The organism is Microbacterium marinum, assembly GCF_014204835.1.
Taxonomy (GTDB): Bacteria; Actinomycetota; Actinomycetes; order Actinomycetales; family Microbacteriaceae; genus Microbacterium; species Microbacterium marinum.
Window position 1 is genome coordinate 2,990,568 of the sequence record NZ_JACHMD010000001.1, and the last position, 24,888, is coordinate 3,015,455.

General features: G+C 68.0%; 19 protein-coding genes and 1 tRNA gene. 12 read left to right on the forward strand and 8 right to left on the reverse strand.

Annotated features, from left to right (window positions below; all coding sequences use genetic code 11):
• Window positions 1-72 precede the first annotated feature (72 nt).
• From BKA24_RS14790 to BKA24_RS14815, 6 genes are all read left to right on the forward strand, one after another.
• Window positions 73-741, forward strand: coding sequence for a GntR family transcriptional regulator (locus BKA24_RS14790; protein ID WP_184219938.1), 669 nt, complete (start codon window positions 73-75; stop codon window positions 739-741).
• A 326-nt stretch (window positions 742-1,067) separates the two neighbouring features.
• Window positions 1,068-3,686 carry a glycoside hydrolase family 5 protein gene (locus BKA24_RS14795; RefSeq protein WP_184219941.1) on the forward strand — a complete coding sequence of 873 codons (2,619 nt, stop codon included), beginning with the start codon at window positions 1,068-1,070 and terminating at the stop codon, window positions 3,684-3,686.
• 103 nt (window positions 3,687-3,789) lie between these two features.
• Complete coding sequence (locus BKA24_RS14800; RefSeq protein ID WP_184219944.1) at window positions 3,790-4,902, forward strand: mandelate racemase/muconate lactonizing enzyme family protein; 1,113 nt, start codon at window positions 3,790-3,792, stop codon at window positions 4,900-4,902.
• Window positions 4,899-5,711, forward strand: a complete 813-nt coding sequence (locus BKA24_RS14805; protein ID WP_184219947.1) for an amidohydrolase family protein — start codon at window positions 4,899-4,901, stop codon at window positions 5,709-5,711. Before BKA24_RS14800 ends, BKA24_RS14805 begins: the two co-directional genes overlap by 4 nt.
• Window positions 5,708-6,736: a Gfo/Idh/MocA family protein gene (locus BKA24_RS14810; protein ID WP_184219950.1), complete on the forward strand. Its 1,029-nt coding sequence runs from the start codon at window positions 5,708-5,710 to the stop codon at window positions 6,734-6,736. The genes BKA24_RS14805 and BKA24_RS14810 overlap by 4 nt, the downstream gene beginning before the upstream one ends.
• Window positions 6,736-7,590: a fumarylacetoacetate hydrolase family protein gene (locus BKA24_RS14815; protein ID WP_184219953.1), complete on the forward strand. Its 855-nt coding sequence runs from the start codon at window positions 6,736-6,738 to the stop codon at window positions 7,588-7,590. The genes BKA24_RS14810 and BKA24_RS14815 overlap by 1 nt, the downstream gene beginning before the upstream one ends.
• A 108-nt stretch (window positions 7,591-7,698) precedes the next feature.
• Here the strand turns inward: BKA24_RS14815 and BKA24_RS14820 are convergent, their stop codons facing one another.
• Together BKA24_RS14820 and BKA24_RS14825 are read right to left on the reverse strand one after the other, a co-directional pair.
• Entirely contained in the window at window positions 7,699-10,200 is a 2,502-nt protein-coding gene (locus tag BKA24_RS14820) for a hypothetical protein (protein ID WP_184219956.1), read from the reverse strand.
• Window positions 10,181-10,966, reverse strand: a complete 786-nt coding sequence (locus BKA24_RS14825; protein ID WP_184219959.1) for an IclR family transcriptional regulator — start codon at window positions 10,964-10,966, stop codon at window positions 10,181-10,183. The genes BKA24_RS14820 and BKA24_RS14825 overlap by 20 nt, the downstream gene beginning before the upstream one ends.
• A gap of 229 nt (window positions 10,967-11,195) precedes the next feature.
• Between BKA24_RS14825 and BKA24_RS14830 the strand changes: the two genes are divergently transcribed.
• The 5 genes from BKA24_RS14830 to BKA24_RS14850 are packed head-to-tail and all read left to right on the forward strand — an operon-like array spanning window position 11,196 to window position 16,595.
• Window positions 11,196-12,287, forward strand: coding sequence for a zinc-dependent alcohol dehydrogenase (locus BKA24_RS14830; RefSeq protein WP_221417340.1), 1,092 nt, complete (start codon window positions 11,196-11,198; stop codon window positions 12,285-12,287).
• 45 nt (window positions 12,288-12,332) lie between these two features.
• Window positions 12,333-13,622 (forward strand): ABC transporter substrate-binding protein, encoded by a 1,290-nt coding sequence (locus BKA24_RS14835; RefSeq protein ID WP_184219962.1) that lies wholly within the window; start codon window positions 12,333-12,335, stop codon window positions 13,620-13,622.
• A gap of 2 nt (window positions 13,623-13,624) precedes the next feature.
• Window positions 13,625-14,566 (forward strand): carbohydrate ABC transporter permease, encoded by a 942-nt coding sequence (locus tag BKA24_RS14840; protein WP_184219965.1) that lies wholly within the window; start codon window positions 13,625-13,627, stop codon window positions 14,564-14,566.
• 5 nt (window positions 14,567-14,571) lie between these two features.
• Window positions 14,572-15,441: a carbohydrate ABC transporter permease gene (locus BKA24_RS14845; RefSeq protein ID WP_184219968.1), complete on the forward strand. Its 870-nt coding sequence runs from the start codon at window positions 14,572-14,574 to the stop codon at window positions 15,439-15,441.
• A complete protein-coding gene (locus tag BKA24_RS14850; RefSeq protein WP_184219971.1) occupies window positions 15,438-16,595 on the forward strand; it encodes an SGNH/GDSL hydrolase family protein in 1,158 nt (385 codons plus the stop codon). Before BKA24_RS14845 ends, BKA24_RS14850 begins: the two co-directional genes overlap by 4 nt.
• 143 nt (window positions 16,596-16,738) lie before the next feature.
• Here the strand turns inward: BKA24_RS14850 and BKA24_RS14855 are convergent, their stop codons facing one another.
• Window positions 16,739-17,608: a LacI family DNA-binding transcriptional regulator gene (locus BKA24_RS14855; RefSeq protein ID WP_184219975.1), complete on the reverse strand. Its 870-nt coding sequence runs from the start codon at window positions 17,606-17,608 to the stop codon at window positions 16,739-16,741.
• Window positions 17,609-17,619: 11 nt separating this feature from the next.
• Window positions 17,620-20,085: a glycoside hydrolase family 2 protein gene (locus tag BKA24_RS14860; protein WP_184219978.1), complete on the reverse strand. Its 2,466-nt coding sequence runs from the start codon at window positions 20,083-20,085 to the stop codon at window positions 17,620-17,622.
• 146 nt (window positions 20,086-20,231) lie between these two features.
• Between BKA24_RS14860 and BKA24_RS14865 the strand changes: the two genes are divergently transcribed.
• Window positions 20,232-21,431, forward strand: coding sequence for an ROK family transcriptional regulator (locus tag BKA24_RS14865; RefSeq protein WP_184219981.1), 1,200 nt, complete (start codon window positions 20,232-20,234; stop codon window positions 21,429-21,431).
• A 57-nt stretch (window positions 21,432-21,488) separates the two neighbouring features.
• On the opposite strand, the gene BKA24_RS14870 is transcribed toward BKA24_RS14865, so the two are convergent.
• The 4 genes from BKA24_RS14870 to BKA24_RS14885 form a co-directional block, all read right to left on the reverse strand.
• A complete protein-coding gene (locus tag BKA24_RS14870; RefSeq protein WP_184219984.1) occupies window positions 21,489-22,808 on the reverse strand; it encodes a DNA alkylation repair protein in 1,320 nt (439 codons plus the stop codon).
• 71 nt (window positions 22,809-22,879) lie between these two features.
• Window positions 22,880-23,203, reverse strand: a complete 324-nt coding sequence (locus BKA24_RS14875) for a transposase (protein ID WP_343066140.1) — start codon at window positions 23,201-23,203, stop codon at window positions 22,880-22,882.
• Window positions 23,204-23,372: 169 nt separating this feature from the next.
• Window positions 23,373-23,464 (reverse strand) — tRNA-Ser (locus BKA24_RS14880).
• 66 nt (window positions 23,465-23,530) lie between these two features.
• The gene (locus BKA24_RS14885; RefSeq protein WP_184219989.1) at window positions 23,531-24,874 is read right to left on the reverse strand and encodes an LCP family glycopolymer transferase; all 1,344 of its coding nucleotides are present in this window, start codon (window positions 24,872-24,874) and stop codon (window positions 23,531-23,533) included.
• Window positions 24,875-24,888 lie beyond the last annotated feature (14 nt).

Genomic DNA, 24,888 nt, shown 5'->3' on the forward strand with positions numbered 1-24,888 from the left:
ATCCTCCTCGACGGCGACGTGAATTGTCTGACAAGTATACCGCTGGATCGGGCGATCGCTAGACTTGAGCGCATGGCAGCGATCCCGGAGGCAGCACTGGACGTCGTCGGCGTGGTCGACGCCGTGACCGCACGGCTGCGGACCCGCATCCTCGCGGGCGAGATCCGCTCGGGGGAACCGCTCACCGAGGCGGCGGTGTCCCAGGCCTACGGAGTCGCCCGCCCCAGCGCCAAGGCCGCGATCGAGCAGCTCGTCGCGGCGGGACTGCTCGTGCGCATCGCGCACCGCACCGCGCGGGTGGTCGACATCGATTCGGCGACCGTGCACGATGTGTATCGCACGCGGGCGCGGCTCGAGAGCGCGGCCCTGCGTGAGCTCTCGGCCTCTCGCACGATCCCGGCATCAGCGATCGCCGCGAACGCCGAGATCCAGGCAATGCCCCCGGGGCCGAGCGCCGAGACGGTCGACCCCGACCTGCGCTTCCACACCGCGCTCATCGACGCGCTCGGCAGCGAGCGCACCGCCCGCATGTACCGCAGCGTGCTCGACGAGGTCCGACTGTGCATGGCTCAAGTGCAGGAGCGGCGGCTGCTCGGGGCCTCCGTCATCGCCCGACAGCATGCCGAGATCCTGGATGCCGTGCAGGTCGGCGATTCGGATCTCGCCGCCCGCCTGCTCGATGAGCACCTGCACTCGGCGGCGGAAAGCCTCATCAGCGCGCTGACCACACCAGGCCCGTAAGCGCTCGAGATTCCCTTCCATCTCCGCGAACTCCGCCTCGCGGGCACGGACCACGCTGCCTTCGCGCCCCGCGCCAATGCTGCTCCGACCCGCATTGCTCGACTCCCGTTGGCGTGCCTTGACGCGTGTGGACGGCGGCCCGCGCGGAGATCAACCACAGCAAGGGCCTTCCGGTTCGCGCGTCTCTCCGGTGAAGAGACAGGGGACGTTCGTCGGGTTGTTCCACATATGGAACCCACGTTGAACCTATTGAACAATAGAGTGCTTTCGCACTAGGCTCAGGCCGACAACCGTCCAGCACCACGGATCACAATGGAGAGATCGGCATGGCCATCGACTTCTCAAGACGAACCCTGCTCATCGGCATGGGAGCGGTCGTCACGACATCCGTCCTCGGCAACTTCGGAGCGCCCATGTCGGCGGCTGCAGCCGCCGACCCTACGACATGGACCGACATCGTCGGCAGGTTCGAGTCCCGGCATGAGCCGTGGTCGGTGTCATTCGGCCCCGAGTACGGAACCGCAGCAGGTGGATTCGTGCGAGATGAGGAGCGTGCCGCCGAGGGCGCTTTCTCGGGGCGGCTTACGGCGGACTTCTCGGAATCCGGACGGTATGTGGCGCTGATCAAGTCACTGGACCACCTGGATATCACGAAGGTCCGATTCAAGGTCACCGCTCGCAATGTCACTCGCGTCGCCGTCCGACTCGTCAGCGGAGGGCGAGTCCTCAGGCAGGCGTATGCCGCCGTGCAGCCCACGCCCGGAACGTGGGTCGGTGTCGAGATGGACAGGTGGAACAACATCGTCGGGTTCTCCGACGCGGTCACACTCCAGATCCAAGTCTGGAAGGAGCACCTCGCCAACGCCGCAGACCCGACGGGTGACCTCTGGGTCGACGACGTGCAGGTCGATCACCTCGTGCAAGAGCAGAGGCCTGCATCCCTCGAGACCTCGGGTCTGCCGGTGCTGCTGGTGGGCGACGCCGACCCGGTTCCCCTCACGGTGCGGGCCACGTACCCCGACCGCGAAGCGCGTGACGTCACACAGCACTCCAGACTGAGCTCCTCGAACAACGCGGTGATCACGATCGACAGGTTCGGCACCCTCGCGCCGGTGGCCCCGGGGCGGGCCGAGATCCGCATCGAGCATCTCGGCGTCTCACAGGCGTTCCTTGTCGAGGTCCGCGCGCCGCGCGAACTGACGCCGATAACGATCCATGACGGCAAGTTCCGGGATCGCGACTCTCCGTTCGGGTTCACCGGCTTCAACTACGATCTGTTCCTTCTCAGCTATCCGCGTCGTGCGCTGTGGTCGAGCCTCGATGCCGACATCAGCCTCATGGCCAGCTGGGGACTGGGTGCCATCCGAGTGCCACTCGCCGTGAGCCTGGTGCAACCGGCGAAGGGCGTCTTCCCCGGCGACGTCGGGTGGGCGGGTGAGTTGCGCAAACGCGGGCTGAACACCGAGTTCATCAAGATGCTTGACCATTTCGTCGCACGTGCCGGCGAGCACGGCATCCGCGTGATCTTCGACTGGCACCGCTTTCCCACCGACCCCTACGACTACTGGCAGGGAGGCACGCCCGCCGATCGCGGAACAGGGAAGCCGGGGACGGCCATCTCCTACCTCGCTCCTTCGTCCACGCAGAGCGGTGAACTCGACCTGGCGGATGCTGAGCACCGCACCGTGCTGTTCGAATCCCTCACGTGGATCGCTTCTCACTACAAGGGGTCACCGAACGTCCTCGGTATCGAGGTCCCGCACAACGAGCCGCACGCGGCATACATGTCGATTCAGTCGAACTGGCGGCGACTGACGGAGCAAGCATCCTTGGCGGTGAAGGCGGGCGACCCAGATCGCCTGACCTTCGCGATGCCTCCCGCCTACGGGCACGACGTCTCCACCGCGGCGCCGACGTGGCAGTTCTCGAACGTGGTGGACGCGAATGCGCCTCATCACTATCTGCCCAATGCGCCGGTGCCGACGCGCCCCGACGCCCCGACGCGCCATTCGCCGTGGCTGGCCCGTGACATCGACGCGACCTTCGCTTACGCCATTCCAGCGCTGTTCGCCCCGTACTCGACGTCGAAGCATCCGGTCTACAACGGTGAGGGCGGTCACTATGGCTTCGACTCCTTCCTGCCCGACATGGATCGCGTCCAGGCGGCGGACTACATGATGGAGGCGGGCCTGGTGCAGTACTACGCAGCGGGTGCCGCCGGGCAGCTGCACTGGAGCCTCTGGCACAACCTCAACGACTTCGTGCCCTTTGAGGATCTGTTCGAAAAGCACTATCGCCGTTTCTCGGCCGTATATTCGGCTGGTCCTGTCGACTGGTCTGGCGCCGAGGTCGCATTCATCCAGAATCCCGCAGCAGTGCCGCCCGCTAACGGGCACAACTTCGCCGTCGTTCCCTTCGTCCGCCGTGCGCTCGACCTGCACCTGCCGATCTGGCATCTGCTGACGGACGACGAGATCATCGAGACGCTGCTCACCCAAGTGCCATCCGGACTGGAACAGGTGGAGGGAATGGACGCGGCCTTCGACTACAAGGCGGTCGTCGCGGACCGCCGGAATCTCGACCAGCGCGTGCGGCAGGTGCTCGAACGGGACGGCTTCGACAGGCCCATCCTCTGGCTGAACGACGCGGAGGCCCTCACCACCAACGCCTTGGGCTCCTTCCTCCGCAAGGCGGGAGTCGCCGAGGATCGCCGGACGAGCGCGCACCTGCAGCTCGTGTACGGTCCTCAGCACCTCGTGGTCTATCGCCGCAGCGGCGCCGGTGGCAAGAAGCGCATCTTTCCCCGCGTTCGCCGGGATGGGGTGTTCTCTCTCGTGGATGAGTCCGGCGAGACGCGGTACCGGGGGGATGCGAACACGCTGTGGACCCGCGGCATCTCCATCGACCTGCCGAAGTGGCGCAGCGCGATCCTGCGGATCGAGTGATCGCGAACTGTGGATCCGCGGTTCGATATGCCGAATCGCGGATCCACAGATTGAATCTGGCGAGAAAGCCCACTACGTTGTCCTATTCAAGGAGTCAGCACGGATGCAGCAGGGAGCCGGCATGCGCATCACCAAGGTCGTCACAGCCGTCGCGCCCTTCACCCGCGGAACGAGCCTGGATGACACCCGCATCTCCACGCCCATGGGAGTGTTCCCCCGCCATGCGGAACGACGGTCGTCATGGCGCGGCCCCGGCGCCGATCTCATCTGGGTGCTCGTGCGCACGGATGACAGCGAGGTCTGGGGCATCGGACAGTCCCGCGGTGGTCGTGTCACAGAGGCACTGATCCTCGAACACCTCGCCGGCCTGCTGCATGGCCGGGATCCACTGGCCATCTCGGAACGAGTGGCCGAGCTGGACCGGGCCACCCAGCCGTATGCTGCCGGCGGCATCGCCTCGATGGGGATCGCCGCCGTGGAGCTCGCGCTGTGGGACCTTGCCGCACGGGCGGCGGGACTCCCGCTCGTGCGCCTGCTGGGCGGATCGGAATCGGATGTTCCCTATTACCTCACGGTCCCGGATCACTCGCTGTTCGACGTCCTCGAGCCCGAGCTGATCGCCAGGGCTCGAACCGTGAAGATCCCCGCCCGGTTCGGCCCGGCCGACGGCCGGTCGGCGATCACGCGCGTGATCGCCGACCTCGAGGCCACGCGCGAGCGCGTCCCTGAGCATGTGCCGCTCTCCATCGACTGCTTCATGTCGTGGGATGCCGAGTTCGCCAGGCGTGTCGTCCACTGTGCCTCGGATCTCGGTCTGGACTGGATCGAGGAGCCACTGCACCCGCTCGACGTCGACGGGCATCGGATGCTGCGGACGACGTTGCCGGCGCGAGTGGCGTCAGGCGAGCATGTCTTCACACTGCGCGAAGGGCGTCGCCTGGTGGAGGCGGGTTGCGTGGATGTCGCGCAGTTCGACGTCACGTGGTGCGGAGGACTCGAAGTCGCCCGGACTCTGGGTCGGCAGGCCGTCGACGCGGGGATGCTGTTCGCACCGCACGCTGCAGGCCTGCAGCCCTGGGCTACGCACCTGGTGAACGCGTTCGGGCCCGGTGCATGGCTCGAGGTGCTCGTCGGTGTCGATGGCACTGCAGAGGTGCCCACGGTCCGCGACGGTCCGGGCGTCGGGATCGACCCCGCGCAGGTCGGCCTCGCATGATCATCGACTCCCACTGCCACGCCTGGCGCACCTGGCCCTACGAACCCGCTGTGGCCCAGCCGGAGGAGCACGCGTCGCTGCAGCGCGCGTGGCGAGAACTGGTGTCGTGGGGCGTCTCGTCAGCACTCGTCGTCGCGGCGCGGTTGACCGGCAACAGCGACAACAACGAATGGCTCACCGCTCAGGCCCCGGCGTTCGACGGGGTGTTCGCCATCGCGGCGGATTGGGACTCGCGCTGGCTCCCCACCTACCACGCTCCGGACGCGGACGCCCGTCTCGGCGCGATCCTGCGGGAGATGCGCCCGCAGGCGGTCGCGCACTACCTCGGTGACGCCGACGACGGCTGGTTCGGTGAGCCCGCGACCGACGTCGCGCTCGCTCTGCTCGCTGAGCACGCCACTCCGCTCAGTCTTCACGCGCCACCGGGCTGGCGCGATGCCGTCATCGGCGCCGCGCGCCGACACCCCGGGTTGCCGATCGTCCTGCACCATCTCGCATTCAGCGGCCATGACGACGTCGACGACCTGCGGGCGCTTGCGGCCTGCGACAACGTCTACGTCAAGGCATCCGGCGCGTACTACGCATCCGCTGCCGATTCCGCACGGACGCTGGCGGCGCGAACCCGCGCCGCCGTCGACCTGTTCGGTCCGCTGCGCGTGCTGTGGGGGTCGGATCACCCCGTCGCGCAGCGGCGCGGCTTCGATCCGCGTGTCCATCTCGAGGCGGTCGCAGCCGTGCTCGACCCCGCCGAGCAGCGCGCCGTCCTCGGCGACAACGCGCGCCGCCTCTTCTTCGAGGAGCCCGAATGATCCGTCGTATCGCTGTCCTGGGCGCGGGCGAGTGGGCGCAGGCGCACCATCTTCCTGCCCTGGCGGCTCACCCGGATGTGGCACTGGCACGCATCGTGGATATCGACGGCGAGCGCGCAGCCCAGGCCGCCGCACGCTTCGACGCGGCATCGTGGTCAACATCTCCCGACATGTCCGACGTCGACGCGGTGGTCATCGCCACCCCGCACGCCACGCATGCCGAGCTGACGACTGCGTATCTCGAGCGGGGCATCGCCGTCCTCGTCGAGAAGCCCCTCGCGACCCGGGTCGACGATGCCTTCGCTCTCGTCGCGACAGCGGAACGCACCGGAGTCCCCCTGCTGGTCGGCTACACCGCGCAGTTCAGCAACGCGGCGGCCCGGGTGCGGGAGTGGTTCCACGAGGGGCTGATCGGTGAGCTGCTCCACGTCGCCATCGAGTTCAGCTCCCGTGCCGGCCGACTGTACCGCGCGCACGCGGAAGACTCACGATCCGCCTACTCGGCCGAGAACGGCGGTCAGGCGGCGACGCAGCTGTCGCACGCCGTCGCCGCCGCGCTGTCGTCGCTCGGCCAGGAGGCGACGCGGGTCGCCGGGATCGTGGCGAACCGAGGCACCGCGGTCGATGTCGACGACGCCTTCGTCTTCGCGCTGAGCGGCGGCGCGAAGGGGGCGGGGACGTCCACGGGTGCCCTGGCCGACGGGGCCGCGTTGCGTCAGGTCGTGCGTTACATCGGCGATCAGGGATCGATCAGCCACGATCTGCTGTGGGGCCGAGCGACCCTTTCGACCGAAGGCGGCATGCGCTGCGCCGCGCCATCGCATCACGAAGCCCCGTACCCGGCTGCAGGCCCCGTGTCCACGCTCGTGAGCATCCTCGGGGGTGGACCCAACCCGTCCCCGGTCCGTCCCGCGGCAGCCACGGTCGCCTTCATCGACGCGCTGCAGACGGCGGCGCGCACCGGTCGACTCGAATCCGTCCGTCCACTGCCCGCGCCAATGAGCCGCGACAAGGGAGATCATTGATGAAACTGCTACGACTGGGTCCGGTGGGGCGCGAGATCCCCGCAGTCGAGGACGACGAGGGTCGTGTCTTCGACGCGCGTGACATCACGGATGACATCGACGGCGACTTCCTCGCATCCGACGGCATCAGCAGAGTCCGAGCAGCACTCGACGCCCGCACCCTGCCCGAGCTCGACCACGCCGCGCTGCGCCGCGGAGCGCCGATCGCCCGGCCGACCGCCGTCGTGTGCGTCGGTCAGAACTACGCCGCGCACGCGGCCGAGTCCGGCGACAGTCCACCCGAAGTGCCCATCATCTTCTTCAAGCACCCGAACACCGTCATCGGGCCGGACGACGATGTCGAACTGCCCACGGGCGCCGCGAAGCTGGACTGGGAGGTGGAACTGGGCGTCGTCATCGGGCGACCGGCACACCGTCTCGCCTCTGCCGCGGAGGCTCTCTCGGTGATCGCGGGGCTGGTGGTGAGCCACGACGTGAGCGAGAGGGCGTGGCAGGTCGCCGAATCGGGTGGCCAATGGAGCAAGGGCAAGTGCGCACCCACGTTCAACCCGCTCGGGCCCTACCTCGTGCCACTCGAGGACTCACCCGCGCTCGATGCCCTCACGCTGTGGTCGCGTGTGAACGGCGAATCGCGTCAGCACTCGTCGACCGCAGACATGATCTTCGATGTCCCGCATCTGATCCACCACCTCTCGCAGTACATGCGTCTGGAGCCCGGCGACCTCATCAACACCGGAACGCCGCAGGGAGTCGCATTGTCGGGCCGCTTCGCGTACCTCCGCACCGGAGATGTCGTCGAACTCGGCATCGATGGGCTCGGGTCTCAGCGGCAGGAGATCGTCGCCGAGCGATGAGCGCTGCCGCCGGTGCCGAGGCTGACCACCCCGGCACCGGGCCGGTGCGCGCATTCGAGCCGGACCGCGTGCCCGGTGATCAGCACCGGCGACCGTGTGCGCGGCAGCTCACTCCTGCCAGGCCACGCTGAGGTGGCCGGAGACCTGGCGGATCTCGATTCGGTCCGTGCCGTCGACCCGCAACACGAAAGCATCCGGTGACAGCGGCGTCTCCACGCGCGCTCCCGCGGCGGAACCCGGGGGCAGAGCGATGATCACGCGCGCGTTCGTCAGTCCCTCGACGCGCAGGCCGCGCGTGCGGTCCGCCGGGAACGGGGCGATCTCGCGGCAGCGCATCATCCCCGAAGCCTCCTGGGTGACGAACACGCGACACTCGGCGTGAACGGACTTCGCGAGCTGATACGTCGCCACCCCGTCTTCGTACCACGCCTCGGCATGGGTCAGCAGCGGCGCTCCGTCCGCGAGCGACAAGCGCAGCCGCACAGTCGTATCCGGCACGTACCCGCTCAGCCAGTGGGCCCCGGCATGACGACGGATGCCGAGGACAGCACGCGCGGCGTCCGCCGAGCGGAGCTCGTGCGCGACCGAGACGCCGAGCGTCGCCACGGCATCGCGCAGCAGCGCCGCGCTGTCGTCGAAGCGTGCGCGGTCGACGAGCACGCGGTGGCGCACGCCGCGCTCATCGGCCTCGGAGTAGTCGAACGGCGCCGAGCCGCGCACCCAGATCGCCGCCCCCGGCGCTCCAGTGCCCTCGTCACCGCCGTGCACGGTCGCGTACGGCGCCTCGGTCCCGGCAGGCATGCGCACCCGGGCCAGCAGCCGAACGCCGTCGACCGGATGAACGAGATCGATCGGCCCGTCGGACAGCAGAGCGTTGTGCCGCAGCATCCCGCGGCGCCCGCCCGGCAGACGGTCGCCGACGAGGTCGGTGACCAGCGCGAGGTCGCCCTCGACGACCGCCGCGGCATCGCCCGCATCCGCCCGGTCCAGCCCGAGCAGCCCGAGCGCCTCCTCGGACACCCCACGCAGCGATCCGTAGACGACGACGTCACCGCCACCATCCCGGTGTGCGTGCAGCGCGGCGACGACGTGCGCGGTGAGCGCGCCCGCGGGCACGATGAGGATGCTGCTCGCGAGCGCACCCGACCTCTGCGCGCCGGCGACCTCATCGGTGCTGACGACCGTGTTCAGCGGCAGTCCCGCGGTGATCGCCGCGGACAGGTACCAGTCCTCCGCGTACGGCCGCGCGATCGTCTCGGGGTCGGCGGCCATGGCCTCGTGGTACTCCCGGAACGGATACACCCAGACCAGCGGGCCGGCCGCGTCGGGCCGGGTCTCGAGGTCGATGGCGATCGCGGTGCCCACCTCACGCGCGCACCGCTCGTCGAGCACGCCATGCGCGGTGTCGATCGAGAGGATGTTCACCTCGCGGGGCGGCTGGATCATGCCGTCGCCGGTCACCCGGGCGACGCTCAGCGGCAGGTGGATGTCGAAGGTCTCGCGGTGATAGAAGTCCCACCACGGCTGCTGCCAGAACCACGGGTCGTTGGCGTAGAAGCGGAACCGGTACCCCTCTGAGCCCCTCGGCAGCATCGCGATGCGCGACAGGTACCCGCAGATCTCGATGCCGAAGTCCTCGTTCAGCGGACCCCACGGTGAGTTCGGAGGCGGACCGGCGATGTGGCCGCGCTCGTAGATCTCCAGGGCAGGCACACTGTCGGCTCCGATGTCGATGCCGGCGCTCTGATTCGTGCCGCGCACCTCGATGGGCACGGACAGCTCGCGGCGCAGGTCGTCCCAGAACTCCAGCGCCCGCGCCCGCAGGCCAGCCGTGCGGTCGGTGTGGAACTCCGCCCCGTCGAACGATTCGCCCAGCTCCGACCAGGCGTAGCCGCTGAAGCCGAAGCCGTTCGACAGCCACAGGTAGTCGAAGCCCATCGCTGCGAGGTAGTCCTCGGCCTGCCGCCCGAGAAACTCGCCGAAGCGGGTGCCGGCGGGGATGCCGTCGGGGTACGCGGCATAGTGATGGTCGTCGCCGTCGAGCACCGAGAAATGGCGCACCATCTCGATGATCGGCCCGATACCGACATCGGCGCCGCGGGCGAGGATCTCAGGATGCCGGCGGAACTTGAACGCCGAGGCCGCGAACTCCGGCCCGGGGTCGAAGGTGGCGCCGACGCGGGTCGGGATGCCGCGGCGCTCGCCGGTCTCGCGGATGATCCGCACGAGCGAGCGGATGCGGTCGTAGTCGAGCGCGGGCGGATCGTCGCGGTAGCGCACCGCCACCCGCTCGGGCTCCTTGTGCTCGCCGTAGGGCTCGGCGTCAACGTTGTTGAAGCCGATGGTGTCGGCCCATACGACGGGCGCGTCGAGGTCGCCCGCCCAGTCGAGGATCTCGCTGCCGTCCGAGATCCACAGCAGCAGCGAGCACTCGGCGGCGGTGGCCAGCAGCGTGCTCCACTGCGTGAACATCTCCTCGACGCCGGCGCGCAGCGAGGCGTCGTCGAAGGCGTCGAAGGGCTTGAGTGAGGTCTCGAGGGTGACGGTCGCCAGCTCCGACGCGAGACGTCGCGCGCGGGCCGGAATGCGCTCAGGACTGCGAGATGTCATCGCTGATGCGCTTCCGGAGCTTCTGTGCGGCGTCCTGCAGAGCCGTGAGTGCGGCGTGAATGTGCTCGTCGTCGAAACGGTGGACGGGTCCGCTGACCGACAGGGCCGCGACGATCTGCTCGTCTCGGGAGAGCACGGGCACGGCGACGCAGCGGATGCCGAGGATGTACTCGCCGTGATCCTCGGCGTAGCCGAGCTCCCGCACGCGGACCAGATCAGCCTTCAGCGCGGACAGGTCGGCCATGGTCGTCTCGGTGAACTGCTCCAGCTCGCCGTGGGGGTAGAGGGCGTCGAGCTGGGCTTCGTCGAGGCCGCTGAGCAGAGCCTTGCCGAGTCCGGTGGCGTGCGCGGGAAGCCGCGCGCCGATGCGCTGGTCGAACACGAGCGTGTGCGAACCGGGGCTCTTGGCGATGCACACCTGCCCCTGTCCGGAGAGCACGGCCAGGCGGACCGTCTCGTCGATCTGGTCGCGCACCTCGTCCATGAAGCCTCGTGCCCGCTGGCTGAGCGTCTGCGCGTGGTCATAGGCCTGCCCGACCTCCCAGGCGCGCAGTCCCAGACTCAGCCGCAGGTCGGCGTCGCGCTCCACCCAGCCGCGATCGATGAGGGCTCCCAGCACGTGATGCACGCTCGACTTGGGCAGTCCCAGGCTCGACGCGATGGTCGTGAGGGTCTGGCCCTCTTCGGCGTCCGCGAGCAGTTCGAGAACGCGCAGGGCCCGGTCTGCGGCCGGCGCGGTGATTTTCGAGGAGGCGTCGTCTGGCATTCATCTTCCGTTCGATATGTCGAATGGCTGTTGCTTTGGCTGAACGGTACTGGGAACCCTACTGGGCACCCATCGGCGATGTCCACCGAACCGCTGCTCGACCGAGCGCCCGGCGGTCCTGCCGGATAGCTACGGCGAGTGCGGCTTGCGCCGCGTCGGCTTTCGGGCTTAGTCTGCACGATACAGCATATGAAAATCCGGTTCCAGATGTGGAACAGAATGGTGAACAATGTCTCTGCCCCTCCCCACCACCGCGACGCACGCCGCCGCCCCGGCGGCGACGATGAGCGCGCTCGTCCTCGAGGACTACGGTCGCATGGTCGTGGCGCAGCGGCCGGTCCCCGTCGTCGGCGATGGCGAGGTGCGGGTGCGTGTGCACGGCGTCGGCATCTGCGGCTCGGATCTGCACGGTTTCACCGGCGCAAACGGCCGGCGCTTTCCCGGGCAGGTCATGGGTCACGAAGCGGTCGGCACCGTGGATGCCGTCGGCGCAGGCGTGACATCTTTCACGGGGGGCGAGCGAGTCGTCGTCAATCCGACGCTTGCCTGCCAGGCGTGCGACTGGTGCGCACGCGGCCAGCAGCACATCTGCCCGCAGCGGCGCGTGCTCGGTGTCGACCCGACTCTGTCCAGTGCCTTCGCGGAGTTCTTCGTCGTGCCCGAGCGCAACCTCATCCCGTTCGACGGCATCCTGCTGCACGGGGCACTCGTCGAGCCGCTGGCCGTCGGCTACCACGCCGCCCGGCGCGCGGGCGTGAGCGCTGGAGACACCGTCGCCGTCATCGGCGGAGGACCGATCGGTCAGGCCGCCGCGCTCGCCTGCATCCGTCTGGGGGCCGCCCGCGTGATCGTCGGCGAACCGCGCGAGGCGCGCCGGCGGCTGCTCGAGGACATCGGCGCAGAGACATTCGATCCGTTCACCGCGAGCGCCCCGCTCGGCGCCGGAGAAGCGGATGCCGCGATCGACGCGGTCGGTGCGAGCGAGACCATCCTCACCGCGCTCGAACTGACAGCTCCCGGTGGCACGGTCGTGCTCGTCGGGATGGATGCGCCCGCCGTCGAACTGCAGGCATACCCCCTGACCACACAGGAGCGCTCGCTCGTCGGCGCCTTCTGCTACACCGCCGAGGAATTCGCCGAGACGGCGGCCTGGGCGGCCACGGTGCCCGAGACCCTCGATCGGCTGATCGAGCGAGCGGTCCCGCTCGACGACGGTCCTGCGGCCTTCGAAGAGCTCACCGACCCCGAACGCCTCGCCGGGAAGATCATCATCGAGTTCCCCGCGAAGCCCGAGAGCGCCGGACCACCGGCTTCCTCTTAACCGTCCTGCACGACCCGAGTTACCAATCATCCAATGGAGGATCGCATGTCACAGTTCATGTCGAGTCGTCTCACCCGGCTCGCCGGGGTGTCACTCGTCGCGGCGCTGGCCCTCACGGGCTGCTCCGCGCAGAGCGAGGAGGCGCCCAACAGCACCGGTGAGGTGAGTGGGGAGCTGAGCATCGCCACCACGAGCGACGTCGGCATCGGCGCGCTCATCGAATCGTTCGAGAAGGAGACCGGGGTCGGCTTCGAGACCACGTTCGCCGAGGCGGGCGCGCTCAACGAGCAGCTCTCGCTGCAGATCAACGGCGGGACCGCACCCGACATCTTCCGCTCCGCGCCGGGCTGGGCGGCACCGTCCTCGGTGCTCAACCTCGCCGCCATCGGCGCCGTGCGCGACCTCTCCGGTGAGGACTGGACCGCGAACGTGCCGAAGGCGTTCGACTCGCTGCAGGTCTACGAGGGTGGCACCTACGCCTACCCCACGTTCGGGCAGGCCATCCTCGCCTTCTACAACATCAGCGTCTTCGAGGAGGTCGGCGTCACCCCGCCCACCACGTGGGATGAGCTGATCGAGGTCTCCGACAAGCTCAAGGCCGCAGGCAAGGTGCCGATCTCGCTCGGCTTCGCCGACAACTACGTGACGCAGTTCATCACCTACGCGCTCTCGGCCTCCCTGGTCAACGGCGCCGAGCCTGACTTCTACGAAGAGCTCGACGCAGGCAAGACCACGTTCGCGGAGTCGGACGGGTGGCGCGAGACCTTCGAGAAGATCGTGAGCCTGATCGACGACGGCTACACCACCGCCGACCCGCTCGGCACCCCTGGTGACCCGGCGATGCAGGCGGTCGGCAACGGCGATGCCGCGATCGTCATCATGCCCTCGGGCGCCTCGCCGAACCTCGCCAAGATGACCGAGGGCGGCTGGGACAACCTGGGCATCTTCGCCTTTCCCGCCACGAACTCGGCTGACGACACGTTCATCCCGTTCAGCCCCGACTTCCTCGTCGTCAGCAGCAAGACCGAGAACCCGGATGCCGCTCTCGCGTTCCTAGACCACATCTCCCAGCCCGACAACGCGGCGGCATTCGCCGAGGCGCAGGGCGCCATCCCCGCGCTGACCAACGCGACGCCGGTCGACAACCAGCTCAACACCGCCATCCAGGTCTACCTGGATGAGGAGCGCACCACGCCGTTCGCCAACCACATCTGGCCCGGCGGAGAGGTCGCCGCGGCGCTCATGGCAGGCTTGCAGCAGGTCGTCCAGGGCGATAAGGACATCGACGGGCTGCTCGCCGACCTCGACACCGCCTATGCCGGAGTCAAGCGTTGACGATGACCGCCATCCCGAGGAGCCCTGCGGAGGCGCAGGGCTCCTCGGAGCGACCTGCCCGCAAGCAGAACCGGGTGTTCCGCCTCAACCGGGTGCCGCAGTGGTTTCTGCTGCCGGCCCTCATCTTCTACATCGTCGTCGTGCTGTACCCGAGCGTCGCGGGCAGCGTGCTCGCCTTCACCGACGCCAGAACGCTGCGCGGCGGCGACTGGGTCGGTTTCGAGAACTTCGTCACCATCCTGCAGAACGAGGCCGCTCGCGCCGCGCTGCTGAACACGCTCACGATCGCCGTCACCCTCACGATCGTGCAGACCACGCTGGGTCTGCTGCTGGCGGTCGCGCTGAACAGCGCCATCCGCGGACGCAACCTGCTGCGCACCATCTTCTTCGCCCCGATGATGCTGCCCCCGATCATCACCGGTCTGCTGTGGCAGTACATCTACACGCCGAACGGTCCGCTCGACTCCGCGATGGACTTCCTGGGATTGGGTGATTTCAAGGCCAGCTGGCTCGGTGACGCGAACATCGCCCTGTGGTCGATCATCGGCAGCGTCATCTGGCATCACGTCGGCATGTCGATGGTGATCTACCTCGCCGGACTGCAGGGCATCCCCGACGAGCTCTACGAAGCCGCCGCTGTCGACGGCGCGGGGCCGATGCGCAGGTTCTGGAGCATCACCCGCCCGCTGCTGGGCCAGGCGACCACGATCGCCACCGTGCTCACCATGACTTCGTCGCTCAAGCTGTTCGATCAGATCTTCGTGATGACCGGCGGCGGCCCCGGGGTATCGACCCAGACGCTGTCGCTCATCATGTACCAGGAGGCGTTCGTGTACGGCAAGCAGGGCTACGGCTCGGCCATCGCCCTCGTACTGACCATGATCGTCGCAGCCATCGTCTTCGTGCAGATGAGCATGACCCGCCGAGGGGAGCAGGAGGCTTGAGTACCATGACCCTCACTGTCCCGAAGAGCGAGGCTGCGCCCCGCAGACGGCGGATCCGACACGGCTACGGTCGTCCGCTGCTCGAAGTGGTCATGGTCCTGGTGACCGTGGCGTACCTGTTCCCGCTGTACATCATGCTGACGATGTCGTTCAAGACGCCGGTCGAGATCGCCGAGTCGTCGGTCGCCCTGCCCAAGGGGCTGTTCCTCGACAACTACGCCACGGCGTGGTCACAGGCGAACCTCGGCCGGGCGCTGCTGAACAGCGCGCTCATCACGAGCGTCAGCATCACCCTCGTCGTGATCGTCGGCGCAATGGCGGGGTACGCCATCGCACGCGGCAACCGCCGCACCAGCACGCCGAAGCTGATGCTGTTCATGCTCGGCCTGATGATCCCCGGCCAGCTCGGCATGGTGCCGCTGTACAACCTGATGCGCGACGCCGGTCTGCTGCAGAGCTATTGGTCGCTGATCATTTTCTACGCGGGGTCGATGATGCCCCTGACGGTGTTCCTGTACACCGGGTTCCTGCGGGCCCAGTCGTCGACATACGAAGAGGCGGCGCGCATCGACGGTGCCGGCTGGTGGCGCTCGTTCTGGCATGTCGTGTTCCCGCTGCTGCGGCCGGTCACCGGCACCGTGATCATCGTCAACGCGATCAACATCTGGAACGACTTCCTCACTCCGCTGCTGTACGTGTCCGGTTCGGCGAACCGCACGCTGCCTGTCGCCGTGTTCTCGTTCCAGGGCGAGTTCGCCAGTGAGTGGGGCCTGATCTTCGCCGGCATGGTGATCGCGGCGCTGCCGGTGCTCATCGTCTACTTCTTCCTGCAGCGGCACATCATCCACGGCTTCGCCGGCGGACTGAAGGGATGAGCGCGCTCGTCCCCATCGCGTCCACGACGCACCAGCCGGTGCGCGTGGGTGACGGCCGCAACCTCTCGGACGGCACGACGCAGACCCTCAGCACGCTGTTCACGCACGAGCTGCTGAGGCCCGCCGACAGCATCCGGCTCGTCTTCGCGAACTGGTACGACACCGACGGCGACAGCCTGCCCGGTACCGACCCGATCCGGGTCCGTGCCGAGGTGCGGGCGGGCGGCATCCTGCCGGTGACGTTCGACGGACGCGATCACGTCAGGATCGAACCAGGAGAGACCGTGCTGTCCGACCCCGTGCCGCTCGATCCGCACGGCGGTGTGGGGACGGATCGGATGCGACTGTCGACCTGCACGGTCGTCTCAGTGGCGCGAGGCGGGCGGTTCCCGCTCGGTTCGAGCACAGACGCCTCCTCGGGGGAAGGGGTCGCGGTGGGAGACCTTCGCGGCCGGGCCGTGCCCACGGCATCCGTCTACGGATACGGGCCGTGGCAGCTGCTCGCCGAGGGACCGACTGCAGGGTCGCTGCTGCTCGTGGTGGGCGACTCGAACGGGGTCGGCTTCGGCGACCGCCGAGGCGGCGCCGAGCACTTCGGCTGGGTGCGCCGCCGGTTCGACGGACGCAGCGATGTGATGAACATCTCGGTCAGCGGCGCGCGTCTCGAGAACAGCATGACACCGGCGCAGCTGGCGCTGCGGCTGGCGCAGGTGCAGTGGTCGTTGCCGACCGCCGTGATCACGGCGCTCGGCACGAATGACATCCGTTGCGGGGGGCCGGGGGTCGAGGAGGTGCGAGAGCGGATGCTAAATCACTGGGGCGTGCTGGCCACCGTTGCGCCGCGCCTGATCGCGACCACGGTGCCGCCCGCGACGACGAGCATCGACGGCTGGCACACGCTCGAGGGGCAGCGGCTCGATCACGGCAATGACACCCGCCTCATCATCAACGACTGGCTGCGGACCGTTCCCGCCCCGCTCGACGCCGTGTTCGATCTCGCCGCAGCCGTCGAGGCCGAGCCCGGGCTGTGGCGGCCCCGTCTCACAGAGGACGGTGTCCACCCCAGCCCTGAGGGTCACGCGGCGATCGCCGAGGCGGCGCGCGAGTTCGTGTTCGAGGCGGCGGTCGTCGAAGAGAGCCGTCAGCTCACCTGACCGATCTTCGAGAAGAAGTCCTCGAGAAGATCCCGCGTGTCCAGAGGATCTGCTGAAGCGGATGGAGGACGCCTTCCAAGGCTGACGCACAGAGTCCGAGAGGGCCCCCGGAAGGTGCGCCCTCTCGCATATCCGGGTGACGATCAGCGCGGTACCGCGGTGGAATCGCGGACGATCAGCACCGGGGGGTCAGCCTCGATGACGGTGCGCGCTCCGCCTTCGGCGAGCCGCAGCAGGGTCCGGGCAGACAGTTGGCCGAATGCATGGATGTCACGGCTCATGGCAGTCAGCGGCGGGCGGGTGATGCGGCAGAGCACGGAATCGTCGCCGGCCAGCACGGCGACATTTTCGGGGATGCGTACGCCGCGCGCGGTGAGACCCTCGACGGCACCTGCGGCCATCACATCGTTGTCGAACGTGATCGCCGTCGGGGCGCCGTCGACGTCCAGCAACTCGTTGACGGCGGCCGCACCGCCCTCCCGCGAGAAGTCGGCACTGACCACCGACGGTGAGCCGCCCGCGTCGACCACGGCTGAAAGAAACGCCGCCGTCCTTCTTTGGGTATGCGAAAATCCGGCGGGACCGGCGACTCTGCCGATGCGCCGGTGGCCAAGCGCGACGAGGTGGTCGACGGCCCCCTGAATCACCGCAGACTCGTCAGTCCACAACACGGCATGGCCACCGGCGTCGTCGGGATGTGCAAGCGCCAGAGCTGTGAAACCGAGTTCGTCGACGAGCTCCAGCCGCGGGTCGTCTGGGACGAGCACGTCGACCAGCAGGACCGCGCTGACCCGGCCGCTTTCGTGCCAGCGGTGATAGGCATCGAGTTCAGATGACATATCGGGCACGACCTGCAGGATGAGTGCCCAGTCGTGCGCAGTGAGCACGTCTTCGAGGCCTGCCATGAAGTCGTTGTAGAAGGCCTCGATCCCCAGCGTCCTCACCGACCGGCGCAGCACGAGCCCGACCGCCGTCCGCTCCCGGTCAGCGGCGCTCCTCGTCCTCGTGATCATGCTCAGCAGTATCACGCATTCCGCGGATCGCAGAGATCGTTCGCCGAGCGCAGCACCCTCGGATCCGTGAACGCCGCGGGTTCCAGGCCGGGCCGGGCCTGAACCCGGATCTCCGCGACCTCGCCCGGCAGCAGTGTGAGCAGCCCGTCTTGGGCCCGGGCCCCGGCATCCACTTTGTCGGCGAGGACCGTCAGATCCTTGACCAGACTCCGAGCCTCGACGCGGACCGCGTACCCGCCAGGCACCTCTGTCGCGGACGCAGCGACGGCGTCCGACTGCAGAAGGAGTGCAGGGTCTTCGGCGAAATACCAGAATGCCCGCTCGCCACTGTCTGCGATCACGGCGGCGAACTCGGCGGAAGAGTCGGCGACGGATGCGATGGATGCGGGAACGGTGATCACTGTCGCGCTGCGGGCATCGACCTCGACGGGCATTCGCTCCTGGGCGAGTATCTCGCCGAGGAGCGAGCGGCGTGTCAGTGTCACGGTCGTCGACAGGGCTTCCGCGGCGTCGTTGTGCAGCACCGCAACCAGAGCCCCTTCGCGGGGCTGAATCGTCAGCAGCCGGTCGGCGTAGACGCGTCGGAGCGCGTGCCAGAGCGGCTTGCGATGGCGCATGCTGTCGACGGCCGCCCAGGACACGACGGGCCAGCAGTCGTTCAGCTGCCAGACGATCGATCCGCGGTTCAACGGGAACAGCGACCGGAAATGCTCGATACCGTAGGCCACCGCCCGCGCCTGATTCAGCTGCATCGTCCAGTGCCAGTCCTCGTAAGAGTCCGGCTGCGGCAGGTGCTCGCCGAGGCCGCGCTGCAGCTTGCCGTTGCCGTCATCGGCCTTCTGATGCACGAGCATGTTCGGACCGAAAGGATCGCGCGGCTCGTCGTGTACGGCGTACTCCAGGGTTGACCAGGCGGGCGGCCCCTGGAAGCCGAACTCCGACACGAACCGCGGCCGGTAGTCGCGATAGTGGGTGTAGTCGACGCGGTTCCACACGTCCCAGATGTGCATGGTGCCGTGCGCATCGTCGTTGGGGTGCACGTAGCGGCTGAACGAGAACGGGCTGCCCTCGGAGTAGGGCGTGTTCGGCGCGAGCTGCCGGACGATGCGAGGAAACAGATCGATGTAATACCCCTCGCCCCAGGTCATGGCACCCAGCTGCGAGCGCCAGTTCCAATCGATGTAGCCCCAGATGTTCTCATTGCCGCCGTTCCACACCACGAGACTCGGATGCGCGGTGAGTCGGGTCACGGCCTCGACGGCCTCGGCTTCGAACTCCGACCACAGCGCGTCGTCCTCCGCATAGGCTGCGCAGGCGAGCAGGAAGTCCTGCCAGACGAGGATGCCGTTCTCGTCGCAGAGATCGTAGAAGTCCTCCGACTCGTAGATGCCCCCTCCCCAGACCCGCAGCATGTTCATGTTCGACTCGAGGGCATCGGTGATGCTCTTCTGCAGCGTGTCGCGAGTGATGCGCGGGAAGAACACGTCGTCCGGGATCCAGTTCGCGCCGCGGATGTAGACGTCCTCACCGTTGACGATGATGCGGAACGCGCTGCCCTGCTCGTCGGGCGCGACGTCGATCTCGACGCTGCGGAACCCGATCCGGCGGGTCCAATGGGACAGCTCGTCGCCTGTTTCGCTCAGCAGGCGCACGTCGAGCTCGTGACGGGTCTGCTCGCCGTAGCCACGCGGCCACCACAGGGCGGCGCCGGGCGCGTCGATCGTTGTGGATGCAGAGGTCTGCCCGGGGCCGAGGGCCACGAGCGCCGTCTGACCCGCCACCTCGACCGCGAGCTCCGCGCCGGCTGCGGGCTCGGTGTCAGCCCACTCGACGTCGACATGGACGGTCACGGTCGGCACCCCGTCGATGACGTCGACAAGGGGACGCACCGCGGCGATCCGCGCGCCGGACCAGGAGTGGATGCCGATCGGCTTCCAGATCCCGACCGAGGCGAGGTCGGGACCCCAGTCCCAGCCGAAGTTGCATGCGGCCTTGCGCATGGCGTTGAAGGGGTTCTCGTACGAGTGCGGACGCTTGCCGAGCAGATCCTCCTGCTCGCGTGCGTAGGCATACGGTGAGCGGAACGTGATCACGATGTCATTGCAGCCTGGGCGCAGCAGCTCTGCGACGGGGAGCCGATAGCTGCGGTGCTGGTTGACGGTGCGAGCAACGGTGACGCCGTTGAGCTCGACGTGGGCGACGGTGTCGAGACCCTCTGCGACGAGGTCGACGCGGGTGTCGCCCGTGTCGGACCAGTCGAAGCTCGTGCGGTACTCCCAATCGCTCTCGCCGATCCAGCGCAGCGATGCCTCGGCGTCGTCGACGAAAGGATCCGTGATGAGCCCGGCCGCGAGCAGATCGGTGTGCACCACTCCGGGGACTTCGGCCGGCACGGCATCCAGGCGGCTCGCCAGGTCATCCGGTGCCTCGCCCGTGACGAGACGGACAGTCCAGCCGGTGGCCAGGTCATGATGCATGGTGGTTCTCCTCGTCGGGAATATGGGCCGACTCTAGTGGACTTTATAAAGCAAGTGAAATTAGTCACTCATGCAGTGCGCTCACCGCCGTGTGCGATCGATACACTGAGCGTCGCCCCCCCGTCGGCAGGCGTGAAGGGAAGTGCATGATCAAGGCGTCCGATGCGGTCCGCGCACAACGTACGAACACGCGTGGACTCATCCTTGAAGCGATCCGCACACGCGGCCCGATCAGCCGAGGCGAGCTGGCCGAGGCGACGGGCCTCACTGCTGCGACGATGACCAATGTCGTCCGCCGGCTGCTCGAGGACGGCCTCGTCCTCGAGACCGGAAGGGGGGAATCGACGGGCGGCAAGCGCCGCGTGCTGCTGGAGGTCGACGCGGGCGCGCGCTTCGGCGTCGGGATCCAGCTGGGATTCGGCTCGACCGTGCTCGTGGTGTCGAACATGTGGGGAGCCGTGGTCGGCCGGTCGCGCATGGCCGGCATCGGCCGGGCGCATCCTGACGAGTACATCGAGCGCCTCGCCATAGGCCTTCTGGACCTCATCGACTCGCTGGGGCTGGACCGTGATCTCGTCGTTGGCGCGGGCGTCGCCGTGCCTGGTTCGTTCGACGGGTTCAGACAGTCGCCGGACACCCAGGAACTTCTCGAAGCGTGGGCATCCTTCCCCCTGCAGGACCGGCTCGTCGAGTACACCGCCGTGGACGCCGTCGCGGAGTGCGAGGCGATCGCGGCGGCGATCGGCGAGCGGTGGAGCGGGGCCGTAGCCGACTCGGAGGCTTTCGCCGTCATCCTCATGGAAGATGCGATCGGTGTGGGCGCCGTGCTGCAGGGTCGCACGCTGCGCGGTGCGCACGGTCACGCGGGCGACCTCGGTCACATGCTCATCGACCCCGCCGGTCCCTCCTGTACGTGCGGAGCCAGAGGGTGCCTTGTCGCGGTGGCAGGACCGGCTGCTTCACTGCGCCGCTACAGCTCCGCGGTCGGCCGGCAGGTTAGTGCCGCACGCCTCAACGCTGCGGCAGTGGCAGGCGATCCCGTCGCGGTGTCCGCGCTCGCGCCATCGGTGAATGCATTCGCAACCGCGGCCGCGAGCATGACCGACATGCTGGATCTGGAGCGGATCGTGTTGGCCGGTACCGGATTCGGCAGCGCGATGTCGCTGTTCATCACCGGCATCCAGACTGCTCTCGACGAGCGATCGCGCCGCCGGGGCAGGCCACCGGTGATCGTCCAGGCGTCCGTCAGCGTCCGCGACGCTCCGGCGCTCGGCGCCGCAGCACTTGTGCTGCACGAGGAGATGATCGGCGTGGGCATGCCGCCGGGCATCGTCGCGGCGCGCTGATAGACGCTGCTGCTGCCGGTAGGACGAGGGCGTGGACAGCGCGCGGCTGCGGATCGGTCACACGAGGGGAGCGGCGTCGCGTTGCGGCTTCGCTTTCGCCGCGCTTCTGGGCGTCCCGGCATGCTTGGCTCTCACGCTCATCCACTGCGCGCGCTCGTCACGCGGAAACTTCTCGATGGCGTAGCGCAGAGTCGTGCGCGGCATCGAGGCAGCGTGCCGGTCGAGGAATGCCACCAGGACTGGCGGGTCTACCTCGCCGATCGAGCGCAGCATCCAGCCCGTCGCTTTGCGTATGAGGTCGTGCGGATCGTCGACCAGGATCTCGGCGATCGCCACGGCGTCGTGGGCCTGGCCGGCCCGGATGAAGGCCCAGCAGCTCACCATGGCTGTTCGGCGTTCCCAGACATTCGCCGAGCGCGCCAGCCGGTACAGGATGTCTCGTGGCTTGTCCATCAGGTACCCTCCGACCACCCATCGGCAGGCGAGATCGACCAGGTCCCAGTTGTTGATCCGGTCATGGCGTCGGAGATACAGCTCGAAGAGCTCGGCACGCCGGGCCTCGACGGTCCGCGCCCGGGAGGCCTCCTGATGCATGATGCTCAGAGCCGTGGTCCTCACCTCGTGATAGGGACTCTCGAGCAGGCGCTCGAGCTCGGCCACCGGCAGCCCGAGGTTCTCCTTCGCGATCGCAGACACGGTGCTCAGATGCAGGCCGAGGAATCGATCGCCCTCGCCGTACTCACCCGGACCTGTCTTAAAGTACCTGGCCAGGCCCGCCGCTTCGACCGGCGACGCGTGCGCCCGTAGCGCCGCGACGATCTCATCTGCGTCGGTGTGGTGCGTGAGCCCCGCGAACCCGGCGACGCCCTCGCGACGGCGGGTCCACAGCGCCATATCGAGGCAGTCGAGCACAAGCGGGGTGGTCATGCTCGTGGCGGCGCGCCAGCCGAGGATGCGGCGGGAGTGCGCGTCGAACACGAACGCGACGTAGACCCATCCGGACCACGTCCAGACGTAGGTGAAATCGGCTACCCAGAGCTGGTAGGTGCGGAACCGCCAGAAGTGGCGGGCGACGAGGTCAGCCGGCCTGCTCTCCCGAAGCGCCGTGTCGACGGGACGCTTGCGTTTCCCGCGGACCACACCCGCGATCCCGAGCTCCCGCATCAGCCGTTCGACCGTGCAGCGGGCGATGTCATGCCCGTCGCGCCGCAACCGGAGCCAGAGCTTGCGGGCGCCGAACACCTTCCGCTGCTTCTCCCAGGTGCCGAGGATGATCGGCTTCCACCGCTCATCCGACACCTCACGAGGCGACGGACCGCAACCGCGAGCGTCGTAGTAGGTCGATGGGGCGATCTTCACGCCGTGCTGCGTGAGCACGTCGCAGATCGACTCGACACCCCACCGCAGACCACCGTCGCGACGGTCCTTGTGGTCCTCGATGAACGTGACTATCGCTTCTGTGGCCGGTCGAGTTCGGCCGCGAAGAAAGCCGAGGCCGCCTTCAGAATCTCGTTGGCGCGCCGTAGTTCGGCGTTCTCCCGCTTGAGTCGCTTGATCGCCTCCGCGGCCTCGGTTGTGACGCCGGGCCGTTCGCCGGCGTCGACCTGGTTGCGGCGGATCCAGGTCCGGATCGTCTCCGGGGACCCGATGCCGAGCATCTGCGCAGTCGCGGTCATCGCCGCGTACTCGCTCGGATAGTCGGGCCGCAGCTCGGCGACCATACGGACTGCGCGCTCACGAAGCTCGCGCGGATACTTACAGGGACGTCCCATGAGACAGATCCATCCAAGGAATCATGTCTCCGGACGCGCCGGGGCGAGTCAGAGACTTCGCACAAAGCTCTGACTCCACGGTCTTACACAATCCCTACGCAAAACCGAACTCTATGCGAAAGCCATGGCCCGCGATCCCAGTGTTTCCAAGGGAGGGCCGGGGCATTAATGGCGGAGACGGAGGGATTTGAACCCTCGGTCCCCGTGAGGGGACTCCACCTTAGCAGGGTGGTGCACTAGGCCTGACTATGCGACGTCTCCAGGCATCCGACGCGCGGATGCACCCCGCAAGCATAACCGTTCGACGCGGTGACGCCGAACCGGCGATCACTGCTCCGCGACGGTGCAGGTGACCTGGTTGGCGGACTGACCCGTGATCTCCGACGGCAGGTCGACGGCCTCGCCCGTCTCGGTCGGCGTGGGGGTCTCCTCGGCGTCGGGCGTCTCACCCGCGTCCGGAGCCTCCGATGACGGCGCCTCTGCGCTCTCCGTGGGGGCCGGCGTGCTGGTCTCGGTGGGCGTCGGCTTCTCGGCCTCGCCGACGACCTCGACACCGTTGCCGCCACTCGCGTTGCCGGTCACGCGGATCGGCTTGTTCTCTTCGAGTGCGGTGAAGAGCACGTCCGCCGCCGAGGTCACCGGCAGCACACGGCCACCACCGGGCGCGTACACGGTCGGGTACTGCACGAACACGATGTCCTCGTAGGGCACATCGGCCACTGCCATCGCGATCTGCACCATCCGCTGCGGGTTGGTGAGCGATTCGCTGAGCACGAGCTGCTTCTCGTTCACCTGGCGCACGGCGGTGTTCGCGAGGTTCAGGAGCGTCGAGTAGTTCGACAGCACCTCGCCGGACTGGAGCTTGCGCACCAGGGAGCTCATGAACTGCTGCTGGTTCGAGATGCGGCCGAGGTCGGATCCGTCTCCGATTCCGTGACGGATGCGGAGGAACTGCAGGGCTTCGGCACCGACCAGGGTGTTCTCGCCCGCCTTCAGCGAGAGGCCGGTGTGCCGGTCGGAGATGTCACTGCTGACGCAGACGTCGACGCCGCCGATGGCGTCGGACATGTTGATCACACCGGTCCATCGAATGGATGCCGCGAACTGGATGTCGATCCGGGTGAGTTCTTCCACGGTCGAGACGGTGCACCCGAGGCCGCCGTACATGTACGACGCGTTGATCATCTGGGCGCTCATCGCGGAATACGAGCCGCCCGTCTCGGGGTCTTCGCACGACGGGATCGGCACGATCATGTCGCGGGGGAAGGAGACGACCGTCACACGGCGGGGCTCGTCACTGATGTGGACGAGCATGGTGACGTCGTTACGCTCACCGCCGTCGTCGTCGGCGCAGCGCGGGAAGAGCTTGAGGTCCTGGCCCTCGCACGAGTCGGTTCCGACGACGAGCATGTTGACGCCGCCCTCGATCTCGCCGATGTGAGGCGGCAGTTCGCCGTCATCACCGATCGAGACACCGCTGTCACCCAGGGCCCGCGCGGCATCCCACACATAGAACGCGCCGACCGCGCCGACGCTGACGACCACGACGGCGAGCATCGCCCCGAGGATCGTCAGCACCTGCACGAGCGGGTTCGGCGAGGACAGCACACCGTGACGGGCAACGGGCTGGCGTCGGAACTTCGACGCCTTCGCCTCGGGCTGTGCGCTCACGGATCACCTTTCAG